The following is a 15577-nucleotide window of genomic DNA, read 5'->3' as shown; positions in this document are numbered from 1 at the left end:
AGGCGCGCGGATAACGAGGCGCGCGCCAGGATACGCCTACGGCCGGCGCATCCGCAACCGGCGGGGGTGCTCGGCTGGCGGCGAGCTGGTCGAGCCGCGGTCCGGACCGCGCTCGCCGCGCCGTGGAGAGGCGCCCTCGCGGGCTCGACGCGAGTCGGGCCGGCCAGGGCACATCCAGCGCGGACTCAGAGCTTGGCGATCTTCAGCGTGAAGTCGCCGGACGCTCCGTCATACCCGTCGACGACCACGGTGATGGTCTGGTTGGGGACGAGATCGATCTGCACCTTCGACGCTCGTGAGCTGGTCAGATCGTCGTTGCATTGCTTCTCGGTGCCGCCGCAGCCCCCCGTGTGGACGTGAAGGACGGTGTTGAACGACGAACCGATCGTGTCGATGACATAGGTGCCGCGGATCGGGGCGGTGTAGGTGAACACTGTCTCCGGAGAGGACGCGAACGCGGCGGACACGCATGTCGGCCTCACCGCGTCGGGCTGGCCGCGCGTGGTGCCGGTCCTGGTGAGCGACAGCGGCGATCCGAGGTGGATCGCCGTCGCGCAGGTCCCTGGGCCGGTGAACCGGTCCACCTGGAGCACGTAGTCGCCGGAGCTCGATCCGAGGCCGTCGACGACGACGAGGACGGTTTGATTGGCGGCCAGGCTGAGGGCGACACGCGACTGCTGACCGTCCGTGTCGTCGTTGCACCCGAGCGACGTCCCCGTGCAGCTCTCCTTCAAGATCTGGAGTATCGTGTCGAAGCTCGATCCGAACGTATCGAAGATGTAGAGCCCGTCCTCCGGCGCGGTGAAGCGGTAGATCATGTCTGGAGCATTCGACGAAAAGCCGCAGGACGGGCGGACGGACTCGGGCCGCTCCGCGGTGCTCCCTGTCACGAGCTGCGGGACGACGGAGCCGAGATCGATCGCCGTCGAGCAGGTGCCGCCGCCGGAGAACGGCGCAATGTTGAGCGTGAAATCGCCCGACGCGCCCGCGGCGCTGCCGTCCACGAGGAGGACGATCGTTTGCCCCTCGGCGAGCTCCAGCGTCAGCCGCGACTGCTCGCTTCCCGGCGCGTCGTCGTTGCACGCGAGCTCGGCCCCGGTGCAGCTGCCGCCGAGGACGGAGAGGACGGTGTCGAGGCTCGATCCGAGCGTATCGACGATGTAGGTGCCGGCCGCGGGCGCGATGAAGCGGTAGGTCACCTCGCCGGCGCCGCCGCCGCCGCAGCTCGGGCGCAGGACGTCGGCCGAATCCGCGGTGGTCCCCGTCACTGTCTGAGGCACCGTCGAGCCGAGATCGATCAGCGGGCACGGGAGGACGAAGGTCTGGTTCACGTTGAGCTCGAAGGGGCCGGAGGCGACTGCTGCGTAGCCGTCCACGACGACGGAGATGGTCTCTCCCTCGCGGAGCATCACCTTCACCTGCGATTGCTGGCCAGAGGTGTCGTCGTTGCACGCGACGCTCGCGCCGCTGCATGTCCCCTTGTGGACGTGCAGGACCGTGTCGAAGGAGGAGCCGAAGGTATCGAAGGTGTAGAGCGCGGTCGCCGGCGCGGTGAAGGCATAGGTGGCCTCGGGGCCGCTGTCGCTGGTGCAGGGCGACCGGAGCGCGCTCACGCGATCCGGGATAGCCGTGGTGCCCGTCACCCTCTGCGGAAACGTGGTGCCGAGCGTGAACTCCGGACATGGAGGCGGCACGTACTCGGAGACGTTGAGCGTGAATGGCCCGGCTCCGCCGTCGATGCCGTCGACGACCGCGACCACCGTCTGGCCCTGGGCGAGGTTCGCGACGAGGCGCGACGTCTTGGCTCCCATGGCGCTTTCGTTGTCGTTGCACGAGATCACCACCCCGGAGCAGGACCTCTTGCGCAGCTCGAGGACGGTATCGAACGTGGAGCCGGACGTGTCGAAGATGTACCTGCCAGCGCGCGGCGCGGTGAAGCTATAGCTCGCGTCGGAGGTGTCGATTGAACCGCAACCCGTCGAGACGGCGTCGCCGAGCCCCCAGGTGTCGCCGGTGATGCTCAGCGGGAGCGCCGTCGCGAGGGTGTCGAGCGGGCACGCCGGCGGCGCCATCCGGTCGAGGTGAAGGGCGAAGTCGCCTTGCGCGCCGTCGTAGCCCGAGACGACGAGGAGGACGCTCTGCCCTTCCTCGAGGGCCGCCGAGGCGCTGCCCGTCACGGCTCCCCCGCGATCGTCGTTGCACGCGAGCTCCTCGCAGGCGTCGAAGTCCAGGACGCCGATGGCGGTGTCGTAGCTCGACCCGGCGGTGTCGAACTTGTACCTGCCGGCCTCCTCCGCCGTGAACCTGTAGACGAACTGGGTCGAGCCGACGGCCATGCAGGCGAGCGGGAAATAGGTCTCCGCGCCGACCGTGGTGCCCGTCAGGAGCTGAGGGACCGTCGAGCCGATGTCCTCGTAGTCGCCGGCGGCGCAGGCGCACGCGCCCTCCCGGCAGAACAGCCCCGGGGCGCACGCCGCGCCGCACGCGCCGCAGTGCGCCGGGTCGACGGCCAGATCGACGCACCTGCCGCCGCAGACCGCGAAGCCCTCGTCGCAGACGCACGCCCCCTCCACGCACGTCTCGTGGAGGGGGCAACGGACCTCGCAGGTCCCGCAATGCAGCGGATCGCTCTTCACGTCCACGCAGCCGCCGCCGCACTCGGTCAAGCCGGAGGCGCAGCGGCAGGCGCCGCCCTCGCACCGCTGTTCGGCCGCGCATTCCTGTCCGCAGCGCCCGCAATGGGCGGCGTCGGTGGCGAGGTCGACGCAGCCGCCGCTGCACGCCACGAGGCCGGAGGCGCACAGCTCGCCGCTTGCCCCGCCCCCGCCCCCGCCCCCGCCGACGCACACGCCCGCCTCGCACCGCGTCCCGCTCGCGCAGACGCCCTCGCAGCCGCCGCAGTGGTCCGGATCGGCCTGCGTGTCGAAGCACGCTCCCCCGCACGGCGTGAGGCCGTCATCACACGGCGCGGCGGCCGGGTCCTCCGCGCAGGACGCGGCGAGGGCGGCAAGGGCGACAAGCGCCGCGACCGCCAGCCAGAGCGCCATCAACGACGGCTCGAATCTCGCGCGCAATCCGGGGTGACTCATGAACATCCTTCGGCGGACAGGCCGGCCACCGCGTGGCTCCGAGAGATCCGGCGCCGAGGATACGCCTCTTCGCTTTCGCTCTGCAATCGTCGATCAGCGCACGTCCACGCGCGCGCGTTCGACCTCCACGGGCGTCAGGCGGCCGGGAGATCCGGCATCGGAGCGGTCTCATCGGATGTCGGCTGACGCGCCTGGATGGCCTCCAGGGCCACAGCGCCCGTCTCGGGCCCCGGCGCGTCTTCTGCCTGCAGATCGGGGCCGAGGAAACGAGCGATCGGCTCGAAGAGCTCGACGCCTGTATAGGCGCCGACGGCCAGATCGCCGTGACCGTAATCTTCCCGCGCTCCGAAGTCGCGCCCGAGCACGAGAAAGCGCTTCGGCGTCTCCGGGCGATCGCGCCCCCATGCATCGAACGCCGCGCGCACCGCCGGGGCGGGCGCTATCCTGTCGGCGCTGCCCGCGATGAACAGGGCTGGCGCCGCGACCGAGGCGAGGCCGTCCAGGACCCTCTCGCCGTCCACGCGGATCTCCCCGTCGCTCGCCATCCACGCGGCGAAGTCGGCGTTCAGCGCTGCTGGGATGTCTTCGATGCAGTTGACGAGCGCGAGCCGCGTGACGCCGGGAGGCACGTTGCGCGGATTGGCCACGGCGTGATGGATCGGCGTCGGCAGCCACTCCGACGCGAAAGCGACGCTGCGTGCCATGAGGCGGAGCGGGACGCCCGGCAGCAGCCGGCCCGGCAGGAAGCGCATGAGGCGCACCGGCGTGGTGACCCGGCCAGGCGAGCCGACGATGACGACGCGGCGGACCCGATCGCCGGCGACGCTCCGGCCAAGCGCCGCATAGAGGAGCATGCCCCCCATGGAGAAGCCGACATAATCCAGCGAACGGGCGCCGGTGCGCTCCAGGATCGCCTCGATGGCGCAGGGAAGATCGTACCGGACCATGGCGGAGAACCGGACGCTGCGGCGCTCGGCGCGGGTGAGGAGGCGGCCGCTGCGCAACGTCAGCAACCACACGTCGCGTCCGAGCGTGGCGAGGTGGCGAGCGAGCGAGTAATCGGGGTGAATGTCCTGGTTCCTGTGGTTCGCGGCGATCCCGTGGACCAGCAGGATCGGCGGCAGGTCCGGCTGCGCCTCCGCGCCGTCCGGGCGCGGGACGCGGCGGATCTCGATCGGCGCGCCATCCTCGGTCCGCAGGACCTCTTCCACGCTGTACTCGAGCGGCAGCGTCAGCCGCTTGACCCAGTAAAGGAGGTGCGCCCACAGCCCGATCGCCGCCAGCACCGCGAGCGCCAGCGCCACCAGGAGGGTTGCCCCGAATGTCCAGACCATACGGTCAATCTACCTGCTGGCGTTGCTTCCGCATGCAGGCAACCTCGACATTCTTTTCACCAGGATGGACGGAACACAGGCCAGTCGCTCGTCGAGGCCGCAACCCAGTTCGCTCGTCTGGATGATCATGAATCCATGGGAACAGCACGTTTCACGATCATCTCCTGGAGCGCGTGAAAAAGTCACACAGCGTTCCGGAAGCCACTCCACCCCATCGCGCCGGACAGCGCGTGGGGCGACTGCCCCTGGTGGAAACGCACGTTGGCAACGGCGCGTTTTCCCTGGGATTCGCGTCTCGCGGGGACATGATCATGTGCCCAGGCCTACCGTGGCGCGAGATCGAGAGCTCCAGCACAGGCGTGCACAAAGGTTCCAGATCTACCAACCCGGAACGTGGCATGCGGATCGCAATACACCAGGGCGAGGAGAGAGCTGGCAAGGGTCCCGTAAGCACCCGCGAAAGGGGGCACGGCAAGAAGAACGCCGCAGCAGAGCTCGGGGGGGCTCGGTTGCGGCGCTCTTCTTGCCGCGCCGTCTGCCGGACGGCCGCGCTCATGCGCTTGCCGGAGACAAAATGAAAAAAGCGCCTCGCGGACCTGGGGGGGGAAGGTCTCCGCGACGGCGCTCGCGTGTCATTTTGCAGGCTCCGTGCCACCCCACGCAGGATAGAATTTCAAATACTTACACCAAACGCGACCAGCCACCATTGCACGACTGAAAATCACAGTTGCAATCCGATTCAAATTCGAAGGCCTTCGCGTTCTCGATCTGATCGGGGCTGTAGCTGTTCCGGACGGAAATCTGCCGTGCGGGGCGTGTTCACTCGTCCCAGTGGCGGCAAACCGGCTTCACGCCGCACCCTTGGCAGCGGACCGGATCGCGCCGCGACGGGCATTGCTGGAGCATGCCGAGGTGGCAGAGGGCGAAGTCGTACTTGACCGGGTCGGCTGGATCGAAGCCGCGGAGGGCCGCGGTGATCTCCTCTGCCGTCTTCCAGGTGGCGCCCCTGCGATCGGTGAGCCCGATGTTGTAGCCGAGCTTCTCGATGTGCGTGTCGACCGGGATGAGGAGGGCCGACGGGGGCACCTGCCACAGGCCGAGGTCCACGCCGTCCGCGGGGCGGATCATCCACCGCAGCAGGAGCATGAGCCGCTTGGCGGCGCTGCCCTTCTCGGGATCGGGGAGGATGTGCGCGGCTCCGCGGTCGTCCGGACGCCGGTCGAGGCCGCCGGCGCGTCGGATCGCCCGCACCCAGGCCCCGAGGGCCTGGCGCAGGTCGCGGGTGCGCGAGAGCTCGGCCGCAAAGGCGGCGCCGAGCGAGCCCGAGGCCCGCTGCACCCGCCGCGCGCCGACGATCAGCCCGACGAGGTCGCGATCGCGGTAGATCCGGTGCCGGAAGCCGCGCAGCCGCGCCGAGACGGCCCGGGCGTCGTCGGCGGTGAGGGCGATCTCCGGCCCGAGGCGCTCGAGCGCCTCGCCGATCTTGGCGTGCAGCGCCTTCACGTTGCCGAAGGCGAGCGACGCGGCGATGAGCGCCACGAGCTCCTGATCGGCCGGGTCCGTGTAGCGATGGACGAAGGAGACAGGGTCTCGCGCGCGGCGCTCCTCGACGGCGCACCGCGCGCGCACCCCGTCGAGCGCCGCCTTGACCGCGGCGCCCCGCGCGGCGTCGCCCGGCCGGGGCGCCGCCTTGACCGCGGCGTCCTTCCGCTGCTGAGGCGCCGCCTTGACCGCGGCGTCCTTCCGCTGCTGAGGCGCCGCCTTGACCGCGACGTCGCCCGGCCGGGGCGCCGCCTCGCCGCGCCCGCGCGCCCTCACGGCGACCCCGCGTCCGGCGCCGGATCGGCCGCGATCGGCTCGGCGCTCGCGGCGCGCTCTTGCGCCTCCCGGTCGTGCTCCAGCGCGGGGAGCGACACGACGAACGCGCTGCCGCGCCCGTCGTCGGTGAGCGGGCTCTCGACACGCACGGCGCCGCCATGGCTCTCGGCGATGTGCTTCACGAGCGCGAGCCCGATCCCGCTGCCGCGCACCTGCCGCTCGCTCGCCCGCCGTCCGCGCGCGAAGCGCTCGAAGATGTGCTTCTGCTCGTCGGGATCGATGCCCGGCCCGCGGTCGCTCACCCGGATGGTGACCTGCCTCGCCTGGCGCGTCAGCGCGGCGAGGCGCCCGCCGCCCCCGCCCTCGGCCTCCACCGCGACGGCGACGCGGCCGCCGTCCTTCGCGTACTTGAGCGCGTTGTCGAGCAGGTTCACGAGGGCGAGCTCGAGCGCGCGCGCGTCGATGAGCGCCTCGGGCAGCCCCTCGGCGATCGTGAGCTCGACGGTCATCTCCTCGCGCTCGGCGCGGTAGCGGTACATGTCGACGGCGCGCGTCGCCACCTCGGCGACGCTCCCGCGCGCGAACTCGTAGGCGGCCTTGCCCCGCTCGACGCGGGCGAAATCGAGGACGTTCTCGATGAGCGCGGTGAGCCGCTCGCTCTCGCTCACGATGATCTGCAGGTACTGGCGGCGCTTCTCGTCGTTGGGGACGCGGCCGCCGAGGAGGAGCTCGCCGAACATGCGGACCAGCGAGAGCGGCGTCTTGAGCTCGTGGGACACGTTCGCGACGAAGTCGCTCTTCAGCGCCGCGAGCCGCCGCTCGTTCACGGAGGCGAGCACCACGATCGCGAGCCCGGCCAGCGCGACCAGGGCCGAGAAGCCGACCATCAGGATCTCGATCAGGCGCTGCCGCTCGACCTTCTCGCCGAGCTCCTCGGCCGTGGTGAGCGCCATCTGGAGGCGCCAGTTGTAGAGCGTGGTCGGGAAGGGGCGCCCGACGGTGAACTCGCCGCCGATGATGGGCGGGCCGAACACGATGCGGCCCTCCTCGTCGATGACGTTCATCCGGCTCTTCTCGCGATCGAGGTCGCGGAAGAGCCGGGGCATCACCTCGTGGACCAGGCGCGGCACCTCGTGCCACGCGACGATGAGGCACTTGCGCCCCGCGTGCTCGCGCTGCCAGTAGCTCACGAGCAGGCTCTGCTGATCGATGACGTGGTGGAGGTGGCGCAGCTCGGTCGTGTCGCCGGTGAAGTTCATCTGCGGCAGGAGGCGGGCGAGCAGGAGCTTGCGGAAGGCGTCGTCCTCCCGCCCGGACGCGCCGCGCGAGGCGAACGCGAGCACGTCGTGCGCCTCGTTGTCCATGTCGAGGACCAGGATGGCGCGCACGGTCGGCGTCTCGCGGGCCGCCGTGGGGAGCCACCGCCGCGCGATGACCGAGAGGTTCGCCACGTCGACGTGCGCGGCGACGACGTTGTCCTGGGCGATGATCAGCTTGTCGAGCCGGTCGACGCGCTCGTCGGCGAGGGTGAGCGTCGCGTCGAAGACGGTCTGCTGCCGCGCCTTCTCGATCTGCAGCGTCGTGCGCAGGGCGATCCCGCCGAGCACGAGCACGGCGACGACGATGGCGGGGACGAGGGCGAAGTACGGGACGCGATGGCGCTTCCCAGCGGAGGGGAGGAGGTCCATCGCTCGGCTCCGCTAGCGGGCGGCCTTCTTGGCCCCCGCGGTCACGAGGCCGGGCTCGAGGACCACGCCGCGCGCCCCGACGAACTCGGCGAACTGCTGGCCGATGTAGGTGAGCGCGTTGCCGTCGCTCTCGGAGAACGGCTTGCCGTCGAGCGGGTTTCCGATCTCGAGGAGGCCGAGGTAGCGGCCCGCGAGCTCGACGGGCGCGCAGATGACGCTCCGGAGCTCGACGCCCATCGCCTTCCACCGCTCGTCCACGACGCGCTCGTCCTTGGCCGCGTCGGGCACCACGACGGCGCGCCTCGACCGCATCGCGGCCAGCGGGAGCGGCGCCCGCTCGGACAGCCTGGCGAGGAGCGCGCTCTTGCCGCCGTACTGCCGGACGACCACGAACTCGCGCCGGTTGATGTCGAACAGCGACACGAGGCCGAAGGCGCAGGGGATCTTGTCGAGCGTGAGCGCGAGGATGAAGTCGGCGCCCGCGAGGGTGTCCTGGAGGAAGTGCAGGTCGCTGCACGCCTCGAACAGCTCGGCGATGAGGTCGTCGCCGGAGAGGCGCCCGTTCTTCGGAGGGAAGGAGGAGCGCCGCCGCGGGGGAGCCGGCGTGGGGGTAGCGACATCGGGCGGCTCCGGGACGAGCTGGAGACGCGGCGGCGCCCCCTGCTGGTCGGCCGGCACGGCGAGCAGCACCACGTCGGCCGGCGGCGTGAGGGCTGGCCGCGGCAGGTTCGCAGAATATGCGGCGGCCGGCGGGGGCCCGTCCGCAGGCGGCGCGGCGTCTGCCGGCGGCGCCGCGTCCGCAGGCGGCGCCGCGTCGGCCGACGGCGCGGCAACCGGCGGCGCCACGTCCGCAGGCGGCGCGGCGTCTGCCGGCGGCGCCACGTCCACAGGCGGCGCGGCAGCCGGCGGCGCCGCGTCCGCAGGCGGCGCGGCGCCTGCCGGCGGCGCCACGTCCACAGGCGGCGCAGCAACCGGCGGCGCTACCTCCGCAGGCGGCGCAACGGCCGGCGGCGCGGCAACCGGCGACGCTACGTCCGCAGGCGGCGCAACGGCCGGCGGCACGGCAACCGGCGGCGCCACGTCCGCGGGCGGCATGGCCGGCGGCGGTGCGGTGCCGCCGGTGCGCGGGCGGAACTGGATCTCGGGTTCGGCCGAGCGCCAGTCTTTCCAGGCGAGGGTCGCGAGCGGGCTGCGCTGAGGCCGGCCGTCGAAGACGTGATCGAACACGGCGATATGGATGAACTTCCCCGGTCGCGCGTCGTCGATGCGCTGCCGTGCGCGCTCGAGCCGATCGATCAGCAGCGCGCTGACGAGATCGCGCGGGGTGCCGGTGGCGACCGCATAGACGAGCTCTCGGTACGTGAGCGGCGAGCGCTCGGACGGGTTCTCCTCGCGCTGCGAGATGAGCTGATACGGCGGCAGCTCCGCGGGCGCTCGCTCCGGCTCGGCGGCTCGCTCCTGCGGCGCATCCCGCCCCGGCGCGGCCTCGCCGCCTTTCGCCGGTTGCGCCTGGGCGCCCGCTGGCTCCGAGACGAGGAGCGCGGTCCCCATCGAGATGAACGGGACCGTGGGCGCGATCGGGCGCTTCCCTGCGACACGCCCCGCTGGCTCGGCCGGCTTTGGAGAAGCCGCCCCGGCCGGGGAGGCGCCCGCCGGCGTGTCGGTCCCGTCGGTCAGCGCCGCGTCGTCCGGGGCGCGCTGCACGACGTACCGCACGCGCGTCGCCGGATCGATCGCTCGGTAGCCGCTCTCCAGCAGATCCACCGAGAAATTGTTGAGCGGGCCCCCATCGCCGCGGAGCGCCCGGGCCTTCTGCAGCGCGGGCTGCCACTGCGGGGCCTCGACGCACACCTTCCTGCTCGGCGGAGCGTTCTGGCCTAACGACGAGATCTCGACGAACCAACGCATCGTTTGCGGTTCCAATCCGCGCTGGCGCTGACTGGGTGGCGCGCTCGGGCGCGAAGATCGTTCTACTCGACGCGCGCGAGAGGGGTCAACGCGCAGGCCGCACGGGACCGCGCAGAGAGCGCGCGGACGCCTTTGGAAGATGGCGCGAAATCTTCTCAACCGGGACCGGCAAGAAGAATCGGGCCTGTCCTGAAATCACGCCGCCCGCGCGGCGAGGCGGGGCGCCGCGGACGAACCCGTTCGTCCACTGAACGGCCGCCGGGTGTCCCCGTGGAGGCAGCGCCATGGAGCGCGCGGTGAATGGGGCCACCCCGCGCCGCTCGTCTCCAGGCGATCCGCCGTCCTGCGCGCAAGCGGGATACCCGGCGTACCTCCGATCCAGCCCGGGGACGATCCGTGATGCTCGACTCTGCAGTTCGCTTCGTGCGCAGCTCGGCCCCTGCAAGGGGCCCGCCCACGCTCGCTATCGCGTCCGCAGGATGATGTGGAAGCCGAACGGCGTCTCCACGACCCCGCTCAGCGCGCCGACAGCGACCTTCTCCACCGCCTGCTCGAACTCGGGCACCATCATCCCCTTCGAGAAGGTGCCGAGGTCGCCGCCGCGCGCCGCCGCCCCCGGCTCGTCGCTGTACTGGGCCGCGAGGTCCTCGAAGCTCGCCCCCTGCTGCGCTCTCTTGAGCACCTGCTCGGCGAGCGCGCGCGCCTCGTCCCGCGTGCGAACGATGCGCGCCGGGGCCCGCTGTGACCCGGCATACATGATGAGGAGGTGCTTCGCCCCCATCTGGCCGACCGCCGCAGGGGGCTGGGCCGGCGTCGGCTGCGCCGCGCCCGGCCGGGCCGCCCCTGGCTGGGCCGGCGCCGGCTGCGCTGCGGCCGGCTGGACCGCGGGCTTGCTCGCGCCGTGAAGCGACTCCTTCGTGGGGGGATCGTGCGGGCCGAGCGCCCTGGCGACGAGCCGCTTGAAGTGCGTGATCGGCTGCGCCCCGCCGAGAAAGTAGTCGTTGATGGCGAAGGACGGCGTGCCGGTGATGTGCAGGCGCTCGGCGAGCTTCTGATCCGCCTCGACCGCCGCGCGGTGCGCTCCCGAATCGAGCGCGGCGCGAAACTTCGCCACGTCGAGGCCGATCGCGGCCGCGTGGCCCTCGAGTGCCCCCCGGCCGAGCCCGCTCTCGGACGGGTCCTCCCACAGGCGCTGCGCCATCGCCCAGAACCCGGCCTCGCCCTTCTGCCGGAACGCCTCGATCGACGCCTCGGCGGCGAGGGGCGCCCGCGCGTGGAAGGGGAGCGGCAGGTGCCTGAAGACGACGCGGACCTTGCCCGGATAGGCCGCGATGACCTCGTCGATCGTGGGCTGGACGCGCTTGCAGAACGGGCACTGGAAGTCGGCGAACATCTGGATGGTCACCTTCGCGCCAGGCTTCGCGCCCTTGCCGGGGTTGTCCCTGGTCGGCGCGGGGGCGAGGATCCGCTCGGGCGGGTTGCCAGCCCTCGCGTCCTTCTGAAGCGCGTCGTAGACCTTCGCGGGCGGCGTGCCCGCCGCGACGAGCTTCGCTGCGAGCGCGAGCTGCTCGTCGATGAGGGCCTCGAACTGCGCTGCCGGCTGGGCGCCGGCGAGCCGCCTGCCGTTGATGAAGAAATGGGGCGTCCCCCTCGCCTGGAGGTCGTCGGCGAGGCGCTGATCGCGCTCGATGCGCGCCGCGTGGCTCCGGGCGGCGATGGCCTTCTGCGCGCGGGCCACGTTGAGGCCCAGGGTCTTCGCGTGTGCCGCGAGGTCTGCGTCCTCGAGGCCCCCGGTCTTCAAGAGCTCGTACGCGCTCCAGAACGCCGCGTCGCCCTTCTGCGCCTTGGCCTCCAGCGCGAGCTCCGCGGCGGGCTCGGCCCGCTCGTGGAAGGGGAGCGGGTTGTGCTTGAAGACGACGCGCAGCTGAGCGCCGTACTTCTTTTCGAGGCCGTCGACGGTCGGGGCGACCCTGCGACAGAACGGACACTCGAAGTCCGAGAACATGACCAGCGTGACGGGAGCGTCCGAGTTGCCCCGGGTGGACGACCCGTCGACAGGCACCTTCCACACGGTCGTGTCCTCGGGGGCCGGCGGCGTGGGCGGCTTCGGGGCCGGAGCGCGCGTCTTGTTCTGCTCGGACAGGGCCGCGTAGACGCGCTCCTGCGGGACGCCGGATCGCCGGAGATCCTCGGCCGCCCGCAGCTGCTCGTCGACGATGGGCCGGAAGTCGTCGATGGGCCGCGCCCCGCTGACGAGCACCCCGTTCACGAAGGTCGCCGGGGTGCCCGTGACGCCCGCGGTCTTGCCGGCCTCGACGTCCCGGTCGATCTTCGGCGCGTGCCGCTGCTCCTCGAAGGACGCGTGGAACGCCGCCTGATCGACGCCCGCCTCGGCGGCCCACGCATCGAACGACTCCGGCGTGAGCGAGCGCTGGTTGGCGAAGGCGAGCTGATGGAATCTCCAGAACGCCTCGGCCCCGCCGAGCCGGAACACCGTCTCGGCCGCCAGGTGCGCCGGGCGCGCATTTTTGTGGAACGCGAGCGGGAAGTGCTTCCAGACGATGCGCAGCCGATCGGGCCCGTAGGCCTCCTTCAGCTGCTCCAGCGTCGCCATGTACCTGGAGGTGAAGGGGCACTCGTAGTCGCCCCACACCACGAGGGTCACCGGCGCGAGCGGCTCGCCCCACCACGGATCCGCGCGGGTGACGGGCACGGCGGTGCCCGGCTCCGGCTCGGCCGCGACGGCAGCAGTCGGCGCGGTGGGCGGCGGGAGGACCACCGTCTTCGGCGGCTCGACCGCGGGCGCCGTCGCGGAGCCCGGCGCGCACGCCGCGAGCAGGCTCCAGAGAAACAGCAGCAACAACAGGCGGGAAACAGGGGCTGACGCAGGCATGGGGCCTCGTGGGTCGTGATCCGTCGCAGGATCCTACACGGACGACCAGCCCTCAGGTCGCCCGGGCTGCGGCGCACCGGAGCAGGAACAGGCGCACGACGAGAGTCGCGGCGGCAAAGACAGCGATCACCCGCCAAGACGCCGCCGTGGGTCGGTTCGCCTGAAGCCCGGAGGCGACGGACAAAAAAAGAGCGCCCGCTCGACGGTGGGGGGGAGACCGTCACGGGCGCTCTGAACCTGCTTAATGAGCAGGATGCGGGCCAGGAGCTTCCCTTCGGAGTTCGTGGACTTTCGCTAGTAAAATGACTTTCCCATTTCAATCCTGAAGCAGCCGCTTGCAAACGTGCTGGGCAGAGCTGGCGGCCTCAGCCTTCGCAGGCGGGCTCCTCGGGCCAGGCTGCGTGAAAGTCGTGTAAAAGAGCCGCGTGTCACCGTCCAGCGCCGACCCTGGTCCCTCCTCGCCGCCCGGAAGCGCAGCGCCCCGGCCGAGCAGCGCCTCCCCCGACGGAATGGACGGAACCGGGACCGCGACCTCCCGGAGCGCCGGCCCGGCGGTGCCACCCGGCTGGATCGATCGCCTGGTCGTGGCCTGGCCGCGCGTCGATCCGGTCCTGTTCGCCGCCTACGCCGGCGCATGCGTCCTCTACGCCGCCGTCGCGTTCTACAGCGCGATGCACCAGCAGACGGGCGGCATGTGGTCGGCGCCGCTCGACGACGTATTCATCCACTTCGATTACGCCCGCGCCACCGCGCGCGGGTACCCGTTCGAGTGGTCCGAGGGCAACGGCTTCTCGAGCGGGAACACGAGCCTGAGCTACCCGTTCGTCCTCGCCCTCGGCTATCTCGTCGGCTTCCGCGGCGTCCTGCTGATGCAGTGGGCGGCGATCGTCGCGTGCACCTCGACGCTCGGCTTCCTGCTCGTCGGCGCGCGCCTCCTCGATCCCGTCGGGCGCTGGGCGAAGTACCTCCTGCCGCCCGTGGCGCTCTCCATCGGCGCGCTCGACTGGTCGCTGTTCAGCGGGATGGAGAACGCCTTCCACCTCGGCGTCTGGGCGCTCGCCACCCTCGCCGCGCTCTCGGTCGCCCGCGCGGCCGACGCGCCGCGCGAGCGGGCGACGGGGGCGGCGCGGACGATGGACGGCGCGCGCGCCGAGGCGCCGCCGAGGCGCCTCGCCCACCTCGGCTGGGCCGCCGGCCTCGCCGGCGCGCTCCTTTACGCCACCCGGCCGGAGTCGGTCATCTGCGTGGCGGCGCTGAGCGTGTACGCGGCCATCGCCGTGAAGCGGGCCCACGGCGCGCGCGCAGCGATCGCGACCCTGCTCCGGACGTCGGTGCCCGGCGCGCTCGCGTGCCTCGCCCAGGCGGTCGCCAACCGCGTGTTCACCGGCGAATGGGCGGCGAGCGGCGCCATCGCCAAGCTGGCGCTGAACAACCCGTACATGACGTCCTCCGAGAAGTGGGACACCTACGAGTTCCTCGCGACGTACGTCGTCGCCCGCAACACCAACCACCACTTCTCGGACGCCCTCCCCTGGGGCTGGCTCGTGCCCGCCCTCGCGCTCATCCCCCTCGCCTCGCGCAGGACCCGCGGGGCCGCGGCGCTGCTCTGGGTCCAGGTCGCCGGGTGGCTCGCGCTCGTGGCCCTGAACGGTCAGGTCCGCTGGCAGAACGAGCGCTACACAATGCCCGCGGTCGCCTGGCTGCTGGTGCTCGCGGCGATGGGGCTCGCGCTGCTCGTCGCGCGCGCCGCGTGGGCCAACGGCGGCGAGCGCCGCCAGGAGCGGCCAGAGAGCGCCCCGGCCGGGATCAGAGCGCGGCTCGGGGCCCTCGGCGGCATCGCGGCCGCGGCCCGCGGCGGCGCCCTTTCGCGCGGCCTCTGGTGCGCGCGCGTCGCGCTCGCCCTCGCCGTGGCCGCGCTCTTCTGGGCGCACCAGCTGCCCAGGATGCGCGACCAGATCTGGTTCTTCGGCCGCGCCAGCCGCAACATCCGCGATCAGCACCTCGTCGCCGGCAAGCTCCTCGCCCAGCTCGACGTGCGCCGCGTCCTCGTCGGCGACGCGGGCGCGCTCCTCTACGCGTCGGACCGGCCGGGCCTCGACATCATCGGGCTCGGCGGCTACCACGATCTCCCGTTCGCCCGCGCGGGCGTTCACGGCCTGGGCGCCTCGCTGGAGCTCATCGAGCGCATCCCCGCCGACGACCGCCCCGACACGCTGGCCATCTACCCGGGCTGGTGGGGCGACCTCCCGGCCATCTTCGGCAGGCGGATCGCCGCGATCCCCGTCGTCGGCAACGTGATCTGCGGCGGCGCGGAGAAGGTCATCTACCAGGCCGACTGGAGCCCGCTCGCGCACGGCGAGGCGCCCGCGTCGATGCGCGAGGACGAGCGGATCGTCGACGAGCTCGACGTCGCCGATCTCGTGAGCGAGCGGGAGCACGGCTACGCCTTCCCGCGGCCTCAGGCCGGCTTCGTCGGCTTCAGCGTCCTCCCGGATCTGCGCGGATCAGGGCACGATCGATTCGACGCGGGGCGCGTCATCCCGGGCGGCAGGAGCGAGGCGGCCCGCCTTCGCGCCCCCCGCGAGGGCCAGGGCAGGCTCGTGGTCCGCACCGCCGCGCCCCGCGCCGCCACGATCCGCGCGACGGCGGACGGCCGGGAGATCGGCCACCTCGCGCTCAAGAGGAGCGGCGGCTGGACCGAGGCCTCGCTCGACCTCCCCGAGGGCCTGCCCGAGACGTTCACGCTCACGCTCACGCCGGTCGACGGGGAGTGGGTCGATCACCACGTCTGGATCCTCGATCGCCCCGCGCGCGGCGCCGGCGCGCGCCCGCTCGCCGGACAGTGAC

The 15577-nt window shown here is 72.0% G+C and carries 7 protein-coding genes; 1 reads left to right on the top strand and 6 read right to left on the bottom strand.

Features of this window, described 5'->3' with window-relative positions:
• Positions 1 to 185: 185 nt before the first annotated feature.
• The 6 genes from WMF46_RS02750 to WMF46_RS02725 form a co-directional block, all read right to left on the bottom strand.
• Positions 186 to 3089 carry an MXAN_6577-like cysteine-rich protein gene (locus WMF46_RS02750; protein ID WP_437984164.1) on the bottom strand — a complete coding sequence of 968 codons (2904 nt, stop codon included), beginning with the start codon at positions 3087 to 3089 and terminating at the stop codon, positions 186 to 188.
• A 134-nt stretch (positions 3090 to 3223) separates the two neighbouring features.
• Positions 3224 to 4423, bottom strand: a complete 1200-nt coding sequence (locus tag WMF46_RS02745) for an alpha/beta fold hydrolase (protein ID WP_437984163.1) — start codon at positions 4421 to 4423, stop codon at positions 3224 to 3226.
• Between the two features lie 819 nt (positions 4424 to 5242).
• On the bottom strand, positions 5243 to 6241 hold the full coding sequence (locus WMF46_RS02740) for a TIGR02757 family protein (protein ID WP_437984162.1): 999 nt from the start codon (positions 6239 to 6241) through the stop codon (positions 5243 to 5245).
• Positions 6238 to 7929 carry a sensor histidine kinase gene (locus tag WMF46_RS02735; protein WP_437984161.1) on the bottom strand — a complete coding sequence of 564 codons (1692 nt, stop codon included), beginning with the start codon at positions 7927 to 7929 and terminating at the stop codon, positions 6238 to 6240. The genes WMF46_RS02740 and WMF46_RS02735 overlap by 4 nt, the downstream gene beginning before the upstream one ends.
• Before the next feature lie 12 nt (positions 7930 to 7941).
• Positions 7942 to 9837 (bottom strand): GAF domain-containing protein, encoded by a 1896-nt coding sequence (locus WMF46_RS02730; protein ID WP_437984160.1) that lies wholly within the window; start codon positions 9835 to 9837, stop codon positions 7942 to 7944.
• 463 nt (positions 9838 to 10300) lie between these two features.
• Positions 10301 to 12730 (bottom strand): thioredoxin domain-containing protein, encoded by a 2430-nt coding sequence (locus WMF46_RS02725; RefSeq protein WP_437984159.1) that lies wholly within the window; start codon positions 12728 to 12730, stop codon positions 10301 to 10303.
• A 584-nt stretch (positions 12731 to 13314) separates the two neighbouring features.
• Between WMF46_RS02725 and WMF46_RS02720 the strand changes: the two genes are divergently transcribed.
• Entirely contained in the window at positions 13315 to 15576 is a 2262-nt protein-coding gene (locus WMF46_RS02720; RefSeq protein ID WP_437984158.1) for a hypothetical protein, read from the top strand.
• The last annotated feature ends 1 nt before the right edge of the window (position 15577 follow it).

Source organism: Sorangium sp. So ce117, from assembly GCF_051524395.1.
Taxonomy (GTDB): domain Bacteria; phylum Myxococcota_A; class Polyangia; order Polyangiales; family Polyangiaceae; genus Sorangium; species Sorangium cellulosum_B.
This window is presented reverse-complemented; position numbering and strand designations above follow the sequence as displayed.

Bases quoted from the DNA above. Each gene is read 5' to 3' on its own strand.
- WMF46_RS02745 (WP_437984163.1), bottom strand. From the start codon at position 4,423: ATGGTCTGGACATTCGGGGCAACCCTCCTGGTGGCGCTGGCGCTCGCG.
- WMF46_RS02725 (WP_437984159.1), bottom strand. From the start codon at position 12,730: ATGCCTGCGTCAGCCCCTGTTTCCCGCCTGTTGTTGCTGCTGTTTCTC.
- WMF46_RS02735 (WP_437984161.1), bottom strand. From the start codon at position 7,929: ATGGACCTCCTCCCCTCCGCTGGGAAGCGCCATCGCGTCCCGTACTTC.
- WMF46_RS02750 (WP_437984164.1), bottom strand. From the start codon at position 3,089: ATGAGTCACCCCGGATTGCGCGCGAGATTCGAGCCGTCGTTGATGGCG.
- WMF46_RS02730 (WP_437984160.1), bottom strand. From the start codon at position 9,837: ATGCGTTGGTTCGTCGAGATCTCGTCGTTAGGCCAGAACGCTCCGCCG.